This window comes from Amycolatopsis sp. NBC_01480 (genome assembly GCF_036227205.1).
Classification (GTDB): Bacteria; Actinomycetota; Actinomycetes; order Mycobacteriales; family Pseudonocardiaceae; genus Amycolatopsis.
Genome location: NZ_CP109442.1, coordinates 3013391 through 3030329, shown reverse-complemented (window position 1 = coordinate 3030329; position 16939 = coordinate 3013391). Strand labels below are relative to the sequence as shown.

At 71.6% G+C, this 16939-nt stretch carries 13 protein-coding genes and 2 pseudogenes; 10 read left to right on the top strand and 5 right to left on the bottom strand.

Annotation, left to right across the window (positions count from 1 at the left end; translation table 11 throughout):
* Window positions 1-164: 164 nt before the first annotated feature.
* Window positions 165-1340: a globin domain-containing protein gene (locus tag OG371_RS14405; RefSeq protein ID WP_329069406.1), complete on the bottom strand. Its 1176-nt coding sequence runs from the start codon at window positions 1338-1340 to the stop codon at window positions 165-167.
* 374 nt (window positions 1341-1714) lie between these two features.
* On the opposite strand from OG371_RS14405, the gene OG371_RS14400 reads away from it, so the two are divergent.
* The 4 genes from OG371_RS14400 to clpB all read left to right on the top strand — a co-directional run bounded on the left by OG371_RS14400 (window position 1715) and on the right by clpB (window position 8373).
* Window positions 1715-2188 carry a MarR family winged helix-turn-helix transcriptional regulator gene (locus tag OG371_RS14400; protein ID WP_329069403.1) on the top strand — a complete coding sequence of 158 codons (474 nt, stop codon included), beginning with the start codon at window positions 1715-1717 and terminating at the stop codon, window positions 2186-2188.
* Window positions 2189-2240: 52 nt separating this feature from the next.
* Window positions 2241-4325, top strand: a complete 2085-nt coding sequence (locus tag OG371_RS14395) for an MFS transporter (RefSeq protein ID WP_329073057.1) — start codon at window positions 2241-2243, stop codon at window positions 4323-4325.
* A gap of 169 nt (window positions 4326-4494) precedes the next feature.
* Window positions 4495-5682: an MFS transporter gene (locus OG371_RS14390; RefSeq protein WP_329069402.1), complete on the top strand. Its 1188-nt coding sequence runs from the start codon at window positions 4495-4497 to the stop codon at window positions 5680-5682.
* A gap of 93 nt (window positions 5683-5775) precedes the next feature.
* On the top strand, window positions 5776-8373 hold the full coding sequence (gene clpB / locus OG371_RS14385) for an ATP-dependent chaperone ClpB (protein WP_329069400.1): 2598 nt from the start codon (window positions 5776-5778) through the stop codon (window positions 8371-8373).
* 77 nt (window positions 8374-8450) lie between these two features.
* Here clpB and OG371_RS14380 read toward each other — a convergent pair whose 3' ends face one another.
* Both OG371_RS14380 and OG371_RS14375 read right to left on the bottom strand, forming a co-directional pair.
* Complete coding sequence (locus tag OG371_RS14380; RefSeq protein ID WP_329069397.1) at window positions 8451-8711, bottom strand: SDR family NAD(P)-dependent oxidoreductase; 261 nt, start codon at window positions 8709-8711, stop codon at window positions 8451-8453.
* Window positions 8712-8776: 65 nt separating this feature from the next.
* Window positions 8777-9139: pseudogene (locus OG371_RS14375) on the bottom strand (SDR family NAD(P)-dependent oxidoreductase); the annotation flags it as partial.
* A 56-nt stretch (window positions 9140-9195) separates the two neighbouring features.
* On the opposite strand from OG371_RS14375, the gene OG371_RS14370 reads away from it, so the two are divergent.
* Entirely contained in the window at window positions 9196-9648 is a 453-nt protein-coding gene (locus tag OG371_RS14370) for a MarR family winged helix-turn-helix transcriptional regulator (RefSeq protein WP_329069395.1), read from the top strand.
* Between the two features lie 119 nt (window positions 9649-9767).
* Window positions 9768-10430: pseudogene (locus OG371_RS14365) on the top strand (hypothetical protein); the annotation flags it as partial.
* A 344-nt stretch (window positions 10431-10774) separates the two neighbouring features.
* On the opposite strand, the gene OG371_RS14360 reads toward OG371_RS14365, so the two are convergent.
* Window positions 10775-11767, bottom strand: coding sequence for a hypothetical protein (locus OG371_RS14360; RefSeq protein WP_329069393.1), 993 nt, complete (start codon window positions 11765-11767; stop codon window positions 10775-10777).
* A gap of 69 nt (window positions 11768-11836) precedes the next feature.
* Here OG371_RS14360 and OG371_RS14355 point away from each other — a divergent pair, with 69 nt between their 5' ends.
* The 4 genes from OG371_RS14355 to pyrE all read left to right on the top strand — a co-directional run bounded on the left by OG371_RS14355 (window position 11837) and on the right by pyrE (window position 16577).
* Complete coding sequence (locus tag OG371_RS14355) at window positions 11837-12601, top strand: SDR family NAD(P)-dependent oxidoreductase (protein ID WP_329069391.1); 765 nt, start codon at window positions 11837-11839, stop codon at window positions 12599-12601.
* Between the two features lie 76 nt (window positions 12602-12677).
* Window positions 12678-13448, top strand: a complete 771-nt coding sequence (locus tag OG371_RS14350; protein ID WP_329069388.1) for an ABC transporter ATP-binding protein — start codon at window positions 12678-12680, stop codon at window positions 13446-13448.
* On the top strand, window positions 13448-15976 hold the full coding sequence (locus tag OG371_RS14345; protein ID WP_329069386.1) for an FtsX-like permease family protein: 2529 nt from the start codon (window positions 13448-13450) through the stop codon (window positions 15974-15976). The genes OG371_RS14350 and OG371_RS14345 overlap by 1 nt, the downstream gene beginning before the upstream one ends.
* 37 nt (window positions 15977-16013) lie before the next feature.
* A complete protein-coding gene (gene pyrE / locus OG371_RS14340; protein ID WP_329069384.1) occupies window positions 16014-16577 on the top strand; it encodes an orotate phosphoribosyltransferase in 564 nt (187 codons plus the stop codon).
* 61 nt (window positions 16578-16638) lie between these two features.
* On the opposite strand, the gene OG371_RS14335 is transcribed toward pyrE, so the two are convergent.
* Complete coding sequence (locus OG371_RS14335; protein WP_091625007.1) at window positions 16639-16833, bottom strand: CsbD family protein; 195 nt, start codon at window positions 16831-16833, stop codon at window positions 16639-16641.
* Between the last annotated feature and the right edge of the window lie 106 nt (window positions 16834-16939).

The window sequence follows — 16939 nt, the reverse complement described above, 5'->3', positions numbered from 1 at the left end:
AGGCCGGATTACCGTAAAACTGGTGGAGGCAACGATTTTCCCGCTCGAACGGAGCAATAACCAATACGTCGGGTCAACGCCATCTGGCGCTCAGTAAAAAGGATCTTCGACGTTTTTCGTTGTCCTGGAACGCTTTTCGGCGGTCAGGAACCGGCGTGATCCGCTCAGTCGATGGTGAACGGGTCGTACTGGATCTGGCCCAGCACGCTGCCCGCGACGAGCATCCGCGACACCGTCGCGCGGATCATCGAAGGCGAGCCGGACACGAGGATGTCGTGGTCCGGCCAAGCGCCGTAACGGGTGACCGCCTCCGCGAGAGTGCCCTGCTCACAGCCCGGAAGGTGGTCGCCGCGCTCGACCACGGGCGTCACGGTGAGCCACGGGTTGGTCGAGGACAGGGCCCGCAGCTCCTCGAGGTCGTACAGGTCGTCGCGCGAAGGGCCGCCGTAGAACAGGTGGGTTTTCGGGTTCTCGCCCCACAGGGCCAGGCTGTCGAGGATCGAGCGCAGCGGCGCGACGCCGGTGCCGCCGGCGACCATCAGCACCCCGCGCGAGCGCTCGCGGTCCACGGCCAGGCGCCCGAGCGGCGGCCCGAGGCGCCAGACGTCACCGGGCTGCGTGTGGCTCACGATGGCGCGCGAAACCCAGCCGCCGTCCACGGCGCGCACGTGGAACTCGATCCCGCCGTCCTCTCGCGGCGCGTTCGCCGGCGAGAGGTAGCGCCACAACCGTGGGCGCTGCGGGACCTCCACGCTCATGTACTGCCCCGGCAGGTACGGCACGGGCTGGGCCGGCACCACGCGCACCAGCGCGAGGTCCCAGGTCAGCCGCCGGTGCTCGACCACGGTGGCCTGCCAGGACGCCGGGTTCGCGTCGGCCGCGGCGGCTTCCTGCATGGCGCGCGCGACGATGGTGAAGGCCTCCGCCCAAGCTCGCTCGACGGCCGGCGTCCACTCCTGACCGAGGTGGTTCTTCAGCGCCGCGAGCAGCGCCGTGCCGACGGCCTCGTAGTGCCGCGGGATGACGCCGAACTTGCGGTGGTCGCGGCCGAGCTGGCGCAGGAACGGCACCAGGTCGTCGGGCCGGTCCACCATCTGCACGATGTGCACGAGGGCGCGCACCAGCCGGCCGCGCTGCACCTCCATGTTGATCGGGAAGAAGTCGCGGGTGACCGGCGCGAGGGTGAACAGCATCCCGTAGAAGAACTGCGAGATCTCCGGGATGAACGGCTCGGACTTGGCCCAGGTGTCGCGGATCAGCCGCACCATCGCGGTGACCGCGGCCGGGGCCTCGCGGGGCGCCGCCGAGCGGGGGATTGGGGAGACGGAATCGGCTGTCATGGGCTGTCGTTCGCTGGTCGGGAGTGGTGCGCGGGGACAGGCGGGGGCGTCACGAGTGGGCGGCGGCCTGATCCGGCGGCCGCGGCTCGCGCCGTCTCGTCCCGGCGTTCCCGCGGGAATGCACCACTGCTCCACCTCGTTCTCCCGGACATGCTGCTCGAAGCTGTCGCGACGTCCACTTCACGTGGTCCGTCCGCAGAGTAGCCGCCCTGGGGCCTGTTGCACGCAACGTTGCTCCGGTCGGGTTACCGGCCGGCGAACCGACGTGGGGGAGCTCACCGGATAGATAGTTGCCCTACGCAACCTTCCGGCGATAAACTTGTATTGCACAACCAATTGGGGCGCCTGAGTGGCGCCCGGCCCGGGAGGATCCGATGAACTCTGCCGAAGACGTCAGGGTCGAGTTGATGCGGGAGCTGCGGGTTTCGTCCCAGCTCCAGCACCTGTGGATCATGCAGGCGTGGCAGGAGGAGCCCGGTCTGCACCCGGCCGCCGGCATGCTGCTGTCCGACCTCGTGAAACACGGTGAAGCGCGGCCGTCCGAGCTGGCCAAACGCCGGCTCGTCGACCTGTCGGTGATCAGCCGCCAGATCGCCCAGTTGCAGGCCGCAGGCCTGATCACCCGCCGCCCGGCCCCGGAGGACGGGCGCGCGTCGCTGATCAACGTGTCCGAGAAGGGCCGCGGCGAACTGGAGCGCTGGCGCAAGCAGTACCTGGCCTTCTTCGAGACGGCCCTGTTGGGATGGGACGAGGAACGGATCGCCGACCTGACGACCCGGCTCGCCGAAATGAACGGCGATCTGCGCGCGGTGCTGGGCAGCCCCGCCTGCGCGGCGGATCAAGCCTGAACGTCGGGAAAGTGAGTGGAAAGAGTTGAGTACCACGGTTACCGGTGAGCCGATGACGCACCGGCAGATCATGAAGGCCTTCTCCGGCCTGTTGCTGGCCCTGCTGGTCGCGATGCTGTCTTCGACCATCGTGTCGAACGCGCTGCCGACCATCATCCGGGACCTGCACGGCTCGCAGAGCCAGTACACCTGGGTGGTCACCGCGACCCTGCTGACGTCCACCGCGACCACCCCGATCTGGGGCAAGCTGTCGGACCTGTTCAGCAAGAAGCTGCTCTACCAGCTGGCGATCGTGATCTTCACGGCCGGCTCGGTGCTGGGCGGCATCTCCGGGTCGATGCCCGAGCTGATCGCGTACCGCGCGCTGCAGGGCGTCGGCCTCGGCGGGCTGCAGGCGCTGATCCAGGTGGTCATCGCCGCGATGATCGCGCCCCGCGACCGCGGCAAGTACTCCGGTTACACCGGCGCGGTGTTCGCCGTGGCCACCGTCTCCGGGCCGCTGATCGGCGGCCTGATCGTGGACTCGCCGCTGGGCTGGCGCTGGTGCTTCTGGGTCTGCGTGCCGATCGCGGTGATCGCGTTCGTGGTGCTCGGCCGCACGCTGAAGCTGCCGGTGCTCAAGCGCAAGGTGCGGATCGACTGGCTGGGCGCGACCCTGCTGGTCGGCGGCGTCGCGCTGCTGCTGATCTGGGTTTCGCTGGCCGGCACCAGCTTCGGCTGGGCCTCGTGGTCGAGCGTCGCGTACGTCGGCGGTGCGGTGGTTTCGCTGGCGCTGGCGCTGTTCGTCGAATCGCGTGCCGCGGAGCCGGTGGTGCCGCTGCGGCTCTTCCGCAACCGCACGTTCACGCTGTCCGTGCTGGGCTCGCTGGCCGTGGGCACCGCGATGTTCGGCGGCTCGGTTTTCCTCGGGCAGTACTACCAGATCTCACGCGGGTTCTCGCCGACGCACGCCGGCCTGATGACCCTGCCGCTGGTGCTCGGCCTCGCGCTCGCCTCGACCAGCGCCGGCCAGGTCATCTCGCGCACGGGCCGCACCAAGCCGTTCATGGTGACCGGCGGCGCCTCGCTGCTGGCCGGGCTGTTCCTGCTCAGCACGGTGGACCACACGACCGACCTGACGCTGATGGGTTGTTACCTCGCGCTCGTCGGCATCGGGCTCGGGTTCCTGATGCAGAACCTGGTGCTGGTCGTGCAGAACACCGTCGCGATGAAGGACATGGGCTCGTCCTCTTCGGTGGTCACGTTCTTCCGCTCGCTCGGCGGGGCGGCCGGGGTGTCGGCGCTGGGCGCGGTGCTCTCCGCGCACGTCGCCACGAACATCACGAACTCGTTCTCGCGCCTGGGCATCCCGGCCGGTGGCGCGGTGCACGGCGGCGGCGGAACGCTCGACATCGGCTCGCTGCCGGTCGCGCTGCAGCCGGTGGTGCGCGCCGCCTTCGGTGACGCCACGGGCACGGTGTTCCTGTTCGCGGCCGTGATCGCGGTGGTGACGTTCCTGGCGGTGCTGTTCATGAAGGAGGTCCCGCTGCGCCGGACGCTGGACGCGGACTCCGCGCCCGCGGTCGTCGAAATCGAGGCCGAGTCCGGAGAAGTCACGACGTCGCTGCGCGGCCGGGTGCTGGACGCCGACGGACGCCCGGTCTCCGGTGTCGTGCTCACGCTGACCGACGCGTCAGGTCGTCAGGTGGACGTCGGCCGCACCGGTCGCACCGGCGAGTACTCGCTGAGCGCGACCGCCGAGGGCCACCACGTGCTGCTGGCCACGGCCGGCTCGCTGCGCCCCAGCGTGTCCACGGTGCACCTGGCCGAGCGCCCGGTCTGGCACGACCTGCTGCTGGACGGCACGGGCGGCTTCACCGGCCGCGTCCGCACCGCCGGCCGGCACGCGGCGGTCCCCGGCGCGATCCTGACGGTCACCGACAGTGCCGGCGCGGTCGTCGCCTCGGCTTTCACCGGCGGCGACGGCACGTACTCCCTCACCGGACTGCCGGCGGGCTCGTACACGCTCACCGTTTCGGCCTACGACCACGAGCCGCACCGCGAACTCCTGCCGGTGACCACCGGCGCCGCGCTGCGCCACGACGTGGTGCTCGAGCCTGAGGGGGAGTTCGCCCGCCACACCGGGACGTTGAGCTGACCCCAGGGGAAGGGCTCTGAAGGCCACCATGAGGGCACAGGATGCCCTCATGGTGGCCTTCAGGGCATGAAGCAGGAGGCCGCGCTCTACCGGCAGTGGCATTCGGGCTCCGACGAAGTCTCCTTCCGGCCCTGACCGGCCGTGGTGGCCCGGCGGTAGCGTCGATCATGTGACGCGGAGCCGGGTGGCACTGCTGTGTGCGCTGGGGATCGACAACTTCGGCTCGGGCCTCTTCCTGCCGCTCGCCCTCGTTTACGTCACGCGCGTGGTCGGCCTGCCGCTCGCGTACGCGGGGACCGCGGTGACGCTCGGGACGACGGCCGGGCTGCTGGTGCCGCCGCTGGCCGGGCGACTGGTGGACCGAATGGGGCCGCGGGTGGTCGTGGTCGGCGCGCAGCTGCTGCAGGCGGCTGGGGCGGGCGCGTACGTGCTGGCGGACGGCATCGCCGAGGTAGTCGTCGCGGCGGTGCTGCTCGGGGCCGGGCAGCAGCTGTTCTACAGCTCCCTGTTCGCCCTCATCGCGGACGTCGCGGGTGACGTGCCGAAGGACCGGCCGTTCGCGGAGGTCGGCATGGCTCGGGCCGGCGGATTCGGGCTCGGCGGGCTCACCTCCTCGGTTTTCCTGACCTGGTACGGAAATGCGGGCTACGGCGTGGCGCTCGCGGTGGACATCGGCACCTTTCTGGTGGCCGCCGCGGTGGTCGCGTTGGTCGTCCGGCCCGCGGAACGCGCGCCACGTCCGGCACCGGCCGCGGCCGGCGTGCTGCGCAACCGGCCGTACCTCGCGCTCATCCTGTTCAGCGGAATGTTCGGCCTGTCCCTGGACTTCTTCCTGGTGGGGACCCCGGTGTTCGTGCTCGACCTGCTGCACGGGCCGACCTGGCTGCCCGGCACGATCCTCGTCCTGCTGACCGTGGTCACCAGCTTCGGCGGCACCCTCGCGCTGCGGCTCACCCGCCGGCTCAACCGCATCGACGCGATGCGCGGCGGCTCCGCGCTGTTCGCCGCGTGGTGCCTGGTCAGCCTCGGCGTGCTGCTGGTCCCGGGCTCGTGGCAGCCGGCGTACCTGCTGGCGGCCACGCTGGTCTACGCGGCGGGCGATCTGGTCTTCGGCCCGCGTTCCGGCGCCCTCGCCGAGGCCGCGGCACCGCCGGAGGCGAAGGGGCGCTACCTCGCGGCGTTCCAGTACGCGTTCACCGTCGCGCAGGTGCTGGCCCCGGCGGTGGTCGCCTTGTTCTCCGTGTCCAGCTGGTTACCCTGGGTGCTGGTCGGGGTCTGCGCTTGCCTGGCCGTGGCCGGGCTCGGCAGGCTGGGACCGAGGTTGCCCGCGGAAGCCGTCACCCCGATTCAGAGTTGAGCGGAACAGACTCAAGTTTTCTGACGTTGTAATCATCGACAGGCCTTGGTCAGGGCTGTCACCTGGACTTTCCACAAACGCATGAGGTGAGGGATGGACGCTTTCAACCCGACCACGAAGACCCAGCAGGCGATCTCGTCAGCGGCGCAGGCGGCCACCATGGCCGGCAACCCGCACGTTTCGGCCGCCCATTTGCTGGGCGCCCTGCTGGCGCAGGGTGAGGGGCTCACCGCACCACTGCTCACCGCGGTCGGAGCCGACCCGGAGGTGGTGCACAAGGAGCTCGACCCGATCATCCACGCGCTGCCGTCCGCGACCGGCGCCACGGTGTCGAGCCCGCAGTTCGACGGGCCCGCGGTCAAGTCGCTGACGCAGGCGCAGAAGCTCGCCACCGAGCTGGGTGACGAGTACGTGTCGACCGAGCACCTGCTCGTCGGCCTCGCCACCGACGGCGGCCAGGTCGCCGACCTGCTCAAGCGCCACGGCGCGACGCCGGACGCGCTGCGCGAGGCGTTCGCCAAGGTGCGCGGCTCCGCGCGGATCACCAGCGCGGACCCGGAGAGCACGTTCAAGGCGCTGGAGAAGTACGGCGTCGACCTGACCGAGCGCGCCCGCGCCGGCGAGCTGGACCCGGTGATCGGCCGGGACACCGAGATCCGCCGGGTCGTGCAGGTGCTCTCCCGCCGGACCAAGAACAACCCGGTGCTGATCGGCGAGCCCGGCGTCGGCAAGACGGCGATCGTCGAGGGGCTGGCCCAGCGGATCGTCGCCGGTGACGTGCCGGAATCGTTGCGCGGCAAGCGCGTCGTGGCCCTCGACCTCGGGTCGATGGTGGCCGGCGCGAAGTTCCGCGGCGAGTTCGAGGAGCGGCTGAAGGCCGTGCTCAAGGAGATCACCGACTCCGCGGGCCAGGTCGTCACGTTCATCGACGAGCTGCACACCATCGTCGGCGCCGGGGCCACCGGCGAGGGCGCGATGGACGCGGGCAACATGATCAAGCCGATGCTCGCCCGCGGTGAGCTGCGCATGGTCGGCGCGACCACGCTCGACGAGTACCGCCAGCACATCGAGAAGGACGCGGCGCTGGAGCGGCGCTTCCAGCAGGTGCTGGTCGGCGAGCCGTCGCCGGAGGACACGATCGCGATCCTGCGCGGGCTCAAGGAGCGGTACGAGGTGCACCACGGGGTCCGGATCACGGACGCCGCGCTGGTGGCCGCCGCGACGCTGTCCGACCGCTACATCACCGCGCGCTTCCTGCCGGACAAGGCGATCGACCTGGTCGACGAGGCCGCGTCCAAGCTGCGCATGGAGATCGACTCGCGGCCGGTGGAGATCGACGAGGTCGAGCGGGCCGTGCGCCGGATGGAGATCGAGGAGATGGCACTGTCCAAGGAGGACGATGCCCCCTCGAAGGAGCGGCTGGGCGCGCTGCGCGCCGAGCTGGCCGAGAAGCGCGAGACGCTGACGGCGCTGACCGCCCGCTGGCAGAACGAGAAGGGCTCCATCGAGCGCGTCCGCGAACTCAAGGAGCAGCTGGAGCAGCTGCGCGGCGAGTCCGAGCGCGCCGAGCGCGACGGTGACCTCGGCAAGGCCGCGGAACTGCGGTACGGCCGGATTCCCGCGCTGGAGAAGGAGTTCGAGGCCGCGACGGCCGCTTCCGAGGCGAGCGCGCAGAACGTGATGCTGAAGGAAGAGGTCAGTGCCGACGACGTCGCCGACGTGGTCAGCGCGTGGACCGGCATCCCGGCCGGCCGCCTGCTCGAAGGCGAGACGGGCAAGCTGCTCCGGATGGAGGAGGAGCTGACCCGCCGCGTGATCGGGCAGGAGAAGGCCGTGCAGGTGGTGGCGGACGCGGTTCGCCGCACCCGGGCCGGCGTCGCCGACCCGGACCGCCCCACCGGCTCGTTCCTGTTCCTGGGACCGACCGGCGTCGGCAAGACCGAGCTGGCGAAGGCGCTGGCGGAGTTCCTGTTCGACGACGAGCGCGCGATGCAGCGCATCGACATGAGCGAGTACTCCGAGAAGCACTCGGTGGCCCGCCTGGTCGGCGCGCCGCCGGGCTACGTCGGCTACGACCAGGGCGGCCAGCTGACCGAGGCCGTGCGGCGCCGTCCTTACACGGTGGTGCTGCTGGACGAGGTCGAGAAGGCGCACCCGGACGTGTTCGACGTGCTCCTGCAGGTGCTCGACGACGGCCGGCTGACCGACGGCCAGGGCCGGACGGTGGACTTCCGCAACACCATCCTGATCCTGACCTCGAACCTGGGCTCGCAGGCGATCGCCGACCCGGGCCTGGACGAGCGCCAGCGCAGCGACGCCGTGCTGGAGACCGTGCAGCGCCACTTCAAGCCGGAGTTCCTGAACCGGCTGGACGACATCGTGGTGTTCCACGCGCTCGGCACCGAGCAGCTGACGTCTATTGTGGACATCCAGGTGGCCCGGCTCGCGGCTCGGCTGGCCCAGCGCCGGCTGCACCTCGAGGTCACCGACGGCGCCCGCGAATGGCTGGCGCTCAACGGGTTCGACCCGATCTACGGGGCCCGGCCGCTGCGGCGGCTGGTGCAGTCGGCGATCGGCGACCAGTTGGCGCGCAAGCTGCTGGCGGGTGAGATCCGCGACGGCGACACCGTGCGGGTCGACCTGCCGGAACTCGAGACGGGCGGCACGCTCGCCGTCGAGCGCGTCGACTGAGGCACCCGGCCCCCCAGGACTCGTGAGTGGCTATGACGGTTAGAACCGTCATAGCCACTCACGAGCTTTCAGGCTGTTCACCAGGCGAGCCGGGTTTCGTCCTCGAAGACCTGGCCCGTGGGGCCGTCGGCGTCGAGGGTGGCGAGCCGGATCGCGACCTCGGCGCCTTCCTCGGGCGTGCGCCGGCCGCGAAACCCGTTGAAGTCGGTGGCGACGTGGCCGGGCGCGGCGCCGTTGACCTTGACCGCCGTGCCGGCCAGCTCCCACGCGTAGTGCGCGGTGATCGCGTTGAGCGCGGTTTTTGAGCTGGAGTACGGCATGGAGGGCTGGCCGGCCACGCGCCCTCCTCGCCGATCGAACCGCGCTTGCTGGTCACATTCACGATCCGGCCGGCCTTGGACGCGCGCAGCAGCGGCAGGAACGCGTTGGTCACCCGCACGACCGCGAAGACGTTCGTCTCGTAGACCCGGCGCATGGCCTCGGCGGTTTCCGAGGACGGCGGGCCATAGTCGCCGGTGTTCACACCGGCGTTGTTGACCAGCACGTCCAGGTGGCCGATCTCGCGCACGGCGCGGTCCACGTCTTCCTGCGTCGTCACGTCCAGCTGCATGAAGCGCCCGCCGATCTCCGCCGCGGTCGCCTGTCCGCGCCCGACGTCGCGCGCGCCGACGTACACGGTGAAGCCCTCTTTCACGAGCCCGGCCGCGATGGCCTTGCCGATCCCCTTGTTGGCGCCCGTTACGAGCGCGGTCCGCTGCGTTGTCATGACAACACCTTAGGCCGAGGGTGTTGTCATGGCAACACCGAAGTACTGTGACCTGTGTGGACCGGCTCAGCAAGGACGAGATGGCGCTCTGGCACGCGTGGAAGCGCGCGTCGGAGGTGGTCCGCGCGAGGATCGTCGAGGAGACCGCCGCCGGCGCCTCGGCGCCACTGTCCGATCCGGACTTCGGTGTGCTGACGCGGGTCGCGGAGGATGGTGGCGGGGTGCTGCGCCAGAACCAGCTCGCGGAGTCGATGGGCTGGCACCGCAGCCGGCTCTCGCACCACCTCACGCGAATGGAGCAGCGCGGCTTGATCGCCCGCCGTCCCGTGGACGATGGGGTGGAAGTGCGGATCACTGACGCCGGCCGGGCGCTGGTCACGCAGACGCGCCCGCTGCATGCCGCGGCGGTGCGCAGGCATCTGCTGAAGCCGATCGGGAAGGCCGGTCAGGCCGACTTCCTCGCGGCGCTGGAGCGCCTGCTGGCGGCGCACGAGGGCCGTAACGGGTGAAAAGCCTGGTGAATTAAGCGATTTGTCGATGTGTCCGCCGAGGTGAAACCTCGAAAGGGGCGCGCCGACACGGTGCGGGCGCCGGGGTGAGACGGGCCGGGGGCGATACCCTGGCCGACGTGGGTATCTCGGCGTGGATCTGGTTCGTCATCGCCGCCGTCGCGCTGGTGGCGGGGCTCGGGCTGCTCGCGGCCGACCGGGCCAAGGAGGGCTCGCGCAACCGTGAGCGGATGCGCTGGGCCCAGTTGCGCGGCTGGCAGTTCGTGGAGGAAGACGATCGGCTGCCGCAGCAGTGGTCGGGCGGCGCGATCGGCTACTTCGGCGCCGACGCGGCGGTGAACGTCGTCGCGGGCTCCACCTTCACCTCCGACGGCCGGCGGCCGGTGTTCATCTTCGACATCGAGTCCGAGGGCCAGGTGCCCGCGGTCGTCGTGGCTGTGCGCTGCAACAAGAGGCACCGCGTGCCGGTCGAGATGTGGCTCTCGAGCGTGCCGTTCCAGCGCGAGAACATGCCCGAGATGCTCGGCCCGATCGGCCAGCGCTACGCCTTCGCGGACGACGCCGAGGGCGCGCGCCAGGTCATCACGCAGGAGCTGGTCGACGCGGCCGACCAGCTGGGCGGCGACGTCGGCGTGGCCTGGCTGGAGAACGAGTGGGTGCTGGCGAGCGTCGCGCCCAACTCGGGCCCGTCCCGCCTCGAGCGTCTGCTCCGCGACCTCGGCGAGATCGCCGACATCGTCGACCCGTTCGACGAGGACTACGAGCCGATGGGCAGCGGCGGCTACGACCCGGGCGCCCCCGCCGGCTCCTACGACCCGGGCGCCGCATACGACCCGACCGCGACGAGTGCCGGTCCGGGCGCGACCGCCGACCCGGACGCCTCGTCCGGCCGGCACTGGACCCCGGCCGCGGGCACCCCGCTCCCGTCCGAGTCCCGCGACGCCCCGTCCCCGGCGGGCACCCAGGCGCCGTCACCCGCCGACACCCGCGCGACGACTCGGATCGACACCCGCCCGGCGACCCCGTCGAGCGGCCCCAGCACCTCCGGCTCGGTCGGCCCCCAGCCGGCTCCGCCGGTCAACCCGCCCACCCCGCGGCACCCCGACGACGAGGCCTGACCCAGCGCCTAGATCACCAACGGTGGCGCCGAAACCGTCATCGGCGGCTGCCCCAGCGCTGCCCCGGTGACGGACGGCGAAAAGGACAACCGCCCGCCCACCGCGGAAGTGGTGAGCGAGCCGCCGGTGGAAGCGACTTCGTCCACGGACAACGACCCCCGGAACGCGTTGGACGCCCCACCGGGGTCGGCCGACTGGGTGGTCGCGACGAGGCCCGAGACCGGGCCGAAGTTGCCGCCGGCGATGTGGTTCGCGCCGAGGTTGCCGGACAGCGGGTGGTCGAGGCGGCCGGTGAACTGGCCCAGCCCGTGCTGCTCCGAGTTCACCACCACCGAGCCCAGCTGGCCGGCGTCCACGGCCTGCGCGGCGGACCGGTGGATCCCGGCGCCGCCACGGAGATCGCCGGTGAAGCGGCCCGCGTCGAAGGACAGGATGTGCCCGGCGTCGGCCTGGGCCGAGTCCTGGCTGAGCGCGTCGACGCCGTACGGCAGCCAGACGCCGTTCTCCGCCGATCCGCCGACGCCGTTCAGGCAGGTGCCCCCGCTGGACGGGGCGAGCGTGCCCGAGCAGGAACGCGTGAAGTGCTGCTCGTTCCCGGTCATCAGGCGGACCGGCGAGCCGAGCCGGACGTCGTGGCGCTGGCTCCGCGAGACCGCCGTCGTGCCGCTGGCCGACTTCACCGCTGTGAGTGAACCGCCGCCGGTCATTTCCTGCGTGTCGGACAGGGCGTGTCGGAAATCGGAGAGCGCGGAGAAGCCGCCCGCGCCGGCCGGCACGACGTCGTGGCGCGTCAGCCCGAGCGAGCCGCGCGCGGTGTCGGCGGTGGAGTGCAGATCGTGGTCGAAAGTCGCGGTTTCCTGGTGGCCCAGCGGCAAACCCTCGATGGGCAGGGTCGGCTCGGCGAGCGCGGAAGCGGGGGCGGCGAGCAGCAGTGCGAAGGGTGCCGCACTGGCGGCCACCTTGGGCAGGTAGCCGGGCTTCCGCTGGGTGTGCTTGCCCATGGGCCGGACCATACGGCCGGGCCAGCGCAAATGCACATCCTCTCCCCGCTGCGGGGTACCTTCGGCGGCATGACGACCGCCGTGATCACCGGAGCCACCGCCGGCATCGGCGCGCAGTTCGCGCGCCGGCTCGCCGCCGAGAAGTACGACCTGGTGCTGGTCGCCCGTGACGAGGCCCGCCTGGCCGCGTTCGGCGCCGAGCTGGCCGAGCGCCACGGCGTCGCCGTCGAGACCACCGCCGCCGATTTGTCCGAAGTAGACGGACGCGCCGTGGTCGAGGAGCTGCTCGCGACCCGCCCGGTCGATCTGCTGGTGAACAACGCCGGCTTCGGCCTGAGCGGGCAGTTCTGGGAGATCCCGCCCGACGCGCTGCAGCGCCAGCTCGACGTGAACGTCACCGCCGTGCTCCGCCTCACCCGCGCCGTGCTGCCCGGCATGGTCGAGCGCGGCCGCGGCGACGTCATCAACGTCTCCAGCGTCGCCGGCTTCTTCTCCGGCCGCGGCTCCACCTACACCGCGAGCAAGAACTGGGTCACGTCGTTCACCGAGGGCATCGCGACGTCGCTGCCGCCGGGGCTGCGGATGATGGCGCTCTGCCCCGGCTTCACCTCGACCGAGTTCCACCAGCGCGCGGGCCTGGAGAAGGAGGGGCCGAAGGCGTTCTGGCTCGGCGTCGAGCAGGTGGTGGACGAGGCGCTCGCGGACCTGCGCCGCGGCAAGGTCATCTCCGTGCCGAGCCTTCAGTACAAGGCGGTGGTCGCCGTCGGCGGGCTGCTGCCGCGCGGGGTGCTGCGCCGGATCAGCGGCAGCTTCGGCAACCGCGGCCGCACCTGAGGTAGGGCTGTCCCCACCCCGTCCCGGCAAGCTGGCACCAGGGTGCGCGCCCGCGGTTCTGCCTAGCGTTTTCCCCATGACGACTGGGTGGAACGAAGCGGTCCGGCTCGACGCGGTCCGCAAGGAGTACGGGCGGGGCGCGGAGTCCGTCGTGGCGCTGGGCGGGGTGAGCCTGACGTTTCCCCGCGGCGGTTTCACGGCCGTGATGGGCCCGTCCGGCTCCGGCAAGAGCACCTTCCTGCACTGCGCCGCGGGCCTCGACCGGCCGACGTCGGGCTCGGTCTGGCTCGACGGCCAGGACCTGGCGAAGCTGTCCGAAACCGAGCTGACCAAGCTGCGGCGCGACCGCGTCGGCTTCGTCTTCCAGGCGTTCAACCTCCTGCCCGCGCTCACCGTGCAGCAGAATGTGGTGCTGCCGCTGCAACTCGCACGCAAGCGGGTGGACAAGCGGCTGGTGGCGGACATGCTCGCGCACGTCGGGCTCGCCGACCGCCGCAAGCACCTGCCCGGCCAGCTCTCCGGCGGGCAGCAGCAGCGCGTCGCCATCGCGCGGGCGCTGGTGACGCGCCCCGCCGTGCTCTTCGCCGACGAGCCGACCGGCGCGCTCGACACCCGCACCGCGGCCGACGTGCTGGGCCTGCTGCGCCAGTCCGTCACCAGCGGGCTGACCGTGGTGATGGTGACGCACGACCCGGTCGCCGCCGCGCACGCCGACCGCGTCGTTTTCCTCGCCGACGGCCAGGTGGCCGACGAGCTGCAGCGGCCGAGCGCCGAGGCGGTCGCCGAGCGGATGACGCACCTGGGCGCGTGGGCCGCGCAGCGCCGGGTCGCTGTGGGCGGTGCCTGATGTTCCGCCTCGCACTCCGCACCCTCCGCCTGCGCAAGGGCGGCTTCGTCGCGACGTTCGTGGCCGCGTTTTTCGGCGCGCTGATGATCTCGGCGTGCGGCGGCCTGATGGAGACGGGCATCCGCGCCGACGCCCCGCCGCAGCGGCTCGCGGCCGCGCCGATCGTCGTCAGCGGTCCGCAGGAAATCCAGGTGTACAAGGACAATCCGGCCGACGACGGCAAAGACAAGATGAAGAACGCGACGCTGCCCGAGCGGGCTCGCGTCGACACCGCCCTCGCGGACCGGCTGCGCGCCACGCCAGGTGTGTCCACTGTGGTTGGTGAGCTGAACTTCCCCGTGGTGCTGCCCGGCGCGAGCGCGCTGGGCCACGCCTGGGATTCCGCCGTGCTGACGCCGTACGCCCTCACTGCCGGGCACGCGCCCGCCGCGGGTGAGGTGGTCGTTGATGCCGGTCTGGCTCGCGAAAAAGGCCTGACGCCAGGCAGTTCGTTCGCCTTCGCGGCTCACGGTGCCTCGGCCGAATACCGTGTCGCCGGGATCGCTGCCGCCCCGCACGCCGTCACGCAGCCCGCGGTCTTCTTCGCGGCCGCCGACGCCGACCGCCTCGCCGGGCACCCCGGCCAGGTCGACGACTTCGGCGTTTTCACCGACCGGGACCCCGCCACCGTCGCGGGCCGGATCACCGGCATCGGCGACGCGGTGGTGCTCACCGGCGACGACCGTGGCCACGCCGAGTTCCCCGAGGCCGTGTCGAGCGGCGACAATCTGGTGGTGCTCTCCGCCGTCACCGGTGGACTGTCCACAATGGTCGCGATCTTCGTGGTGGCGAGCACCCTGCTGCTCTCCACCCAGCAGCGTCAACGGGAACTGGCCCTGTTACGCGCCATCGGCACCACTCCACGCCAGCTGCGCCGGATGGTGCTGGGCGAGGCCCTGGTGGTCGGCCTGCTCGCCGCCGCGGCCGCCGCCGGACTCGGCCCGTTGCTCGGGAAGTGGCTGTTCGACCGGCTGACCGGCGCCGGGGCGGTCGCCGAAGCCGTCGAGTTCCACCTCGGCTGGCTCCCGAAGGTCGTGGCGGCGGGGGCGACCCTGCTCGCCGTGCTGATCGCGGCGTTTGTCGCGGGCCGCCGGGCCGGCCGCGTCCGCCCGACCGAGGCGCTGGCCGAATCGACGGTGCCGCGCCGCTGGCTGACGCCGGTCCGGCTGATCGTCGCCGTGCTGTGCTTCGGCGGCGGGACGGCGCTCGGCATCGTCACGCTGGCGGTGATGACCGGCCCGGTCGCGGCGAGCACCGCCGGTCCCGCGGTGATGCTGTGGGCGATCGGCGTCGCGGCGATCTCCCCCGGCGTCACCAAACTCGTGGCCGCGCTGCTGCACCTGCCGATGCGGGCGCTGACCGGCGTGGTCGGGCGGACCGCGCTGATCAACACCCGGGCCGGCGCGCTGCGGGTCTCGGGCGCGGTCACGCCGATCATGCTGGCCGTCGGCATCGCCACGGCGAACATCTACCTCCAGACCACGCAGCAAGCCGTGTCCCAGCAGGCTTTCACCGAGGACCTGCGCGCCGACGCCGTGGTCGCCGCGCCCGCCGGCGTGACGCCCGAGCTGACGCGCCGGATCCAGCAGACGCCGGGTGCCGGCGGTGCTTCGGAGTACGTGACCAGCATCGTGTTCGTCACCGAGCCGTTCGACGACAGCCAGGACGAGAACGGCAGCGCCGCGATCGGCGTCACCGGCGGGGCGGCCGCGCAGACGTTGTCGGTCAAGGTCACCGCGGGCAGTCTCGACGCGCTCACCGGCACCACCGTCGCGCTGCCGGACACCGTCGCCGCGGGCCTGCACCGGACCGTCGGCGACCGGATCACGCTGCGGCTCGGCGACGGAACCCAGACGGACGTGCGTGTGGTCGCGCTCGTCAGCCAGCGCACCGGGTTCGAGAGCCTGGTGTTCCCGGCCGCGCTGCTCGCCGCGCACACCACCGCCGGGCTGTCGCCGCAGCTGCTGGTGCGCGCCGCGCCGGGGGTCGACGCGGCCGCGCTCACCACAAGCCTGAAGGCCGCGACCGCCGGGCTGCCGGTCTCGGTGGGCGACCGCGATTCGCTCGTCGCCGCGCACGCGAAGGGCGACCAGGTCGGCGCGTGGGTGAACTACCTGATGGTCGGGATGATCATCGCCTACACGGTGATCTCGGTGGTGAACACGCTCGTGATGGCCACCGCGCGGCGGAGGCGCGAGTTCGGCCTGCAGCGCATCGGCGGCTTCACCCGCACGCAGGTGCTGCGGATGGCCGGCGTCGAAGGCGGTCTGGTCGCGACGATCGGGGTGCTGCTCGGCACCGTCGTCTCGGCCGGCGCGATCGTGCCGTTCTGCCTGGTGGCCAGCGATTCCGTGCTGCCGAGCGGCCCGGCTTCGATCTACCTGTCGGTGGTCGGGATCGCCGTGGTGCTCGCGCTGTTCGCCTCGCTGGTGCCGGCCTGGGCGGCCACGCGAGCACGCCCGATCGACGCGGCCGCCGTCGGGGAGTGAGCCGCCGCCCGCCGCGTCGTGTGTAAGACTCTGGGCCGTGGCGTACCCCGGGTTGGATCAGACCGCGAAACTCGAATTGGCCAGGCTGGTCACCGAACTGGCCGTGGTGCACGGCAAGGTGACGCTCTCGTCCGGCAAGGAAGCCGATTACTACATCGACCTCCGCCGCGCGACCCTGCAGCACGCGGCCGGCCCCTTGATCGGCAAGCTCCTGCGGCAGCTCACCGCGGACTGGGACTACGTCGCCGCCGGCGGCCTGACGCTCGGCGCCGACCCGGTCGCGCTGGCCATGCTGCACTCCGCCGCGGCGGACGGCATGGTGCTCGACGCGTTCGTGGTGCGCAAGGCCGTCAAGGAGCACGGCATGCAGCGCCGGATCGAGGGCGTGGAGGTCCGCGGCCAGCGCGTGCTGGCCGTCGAGGACACCTCCACCACCGGCGGCAGCGTGCTCACCGCGGTCGAGGCGCTGCGCGAGGCCGGGGCGATCGTCGCCGGCGTCGCCACCGTGGTCGACCGGGACACCGGCGCCCGCGAGGCCATCGAGAAGGAAGGCCTCGAGTACCGCTACATCCTCGGCAAGGACGACCTCGGCCTGAGCTGACTTGGCCTGAAAAGAGCCGGCGGTCCTGCGCACCCCCGATGGGCGCAGGACCGCCGCCCGCTCACTTCTTGAACAGGTCTTTCGCCTTGTCGACGGCGTCGCCGGCAGCGTCCTTGACCTTGTCCACGGCCTCGGACAGCCCGGCCTTCGCCTGGTCGGCCTGGCCCTCGGCCTGCAGCTTGTCATCGCCGGTCGCCTGGCCGGCGGTCTCCTTGGCCTTGCCGCCGAGGTCCGTGATCTTGTCGCCCAAGGACATCGGGCACCTCCCGTTTCCCGTGGCGCCCGTGGTCGGACGCGCTGACCGATGGACACGGGCTGCCACGGATTCGTCACGGATTCGCCGCCGTGACCACCATCACCGA

What these genes read in the sequence shown, in the direction of transcription:
- OG371_RS14360 (WP_329069393.1), bottom strand. Translation starts at nt 11,767, where the DNA reads ATGGGCAAGCACACCCAGCGGAAGCCCGGCTACCTGCCCAAGGTGGCC.
- OG371_RS14355 (WP_329069391.1), top strand. Translation starts at nt 11,837, where the DNA reads ATGACGACCGCCGTGATCACCGGAGCCACCGCCGGCATCGGCGCGCAG.
- OG371_RS14400 (WP_329069403.1), top strand. Translation starts at nt 1,715, where the DNA reads ATGAACTCTGCCGAAGACGTCAGGGTCGAGTTGATGCGGGAGCTGCGG.
- OG371_RS14405 (WP_329069406.1), bottom strand. Translation starts at nt 1,340, where the DNA reads ATGACAGCCGATTCCGTCTCCCCAATCCCCCGCTCGGCGGCGCCCCGC.
- OG371_RS14350 (WP_329069388.1), top strand. Translation starts at nt 12,678, where the DNA reads ATGACGACTGGGTGGAACGAAGCGGTCCGGCTCGACGCGGTCCGCAAG.
- OG371_RS14335 (WP_091625007.1), bottom strand. Translation starts at nt 16,833, where the DNA reads ATGTCCTTGGGCGACAAGATCACGGACCTCGGCGGCAAGGCCAAGGAG.
- OG371_RS14345 (WP_329069386.1), top strand. Translation starts at nt 13,448, where the DNA reads ATGTTCCGCCTCGCACTCCGCACCCTCCGCCTGCGCAAGGGCGGCTTC.
- OG371_RS14395 (WP_329073057.1), top strand. Translation starts at nt 2,241, where the DNA reads ATGACGCACCGGCAGATCATGAAGGCCTTCTCCGGCCTGTTGCTGGCC.
- clpB (WP_329069400.1), top strand. Translation starts at nt 5,776, where the DNA reads ATGGACGCTTTCAACCCGACCACGAAGACCCAGCAGGCGATCTCGTCA.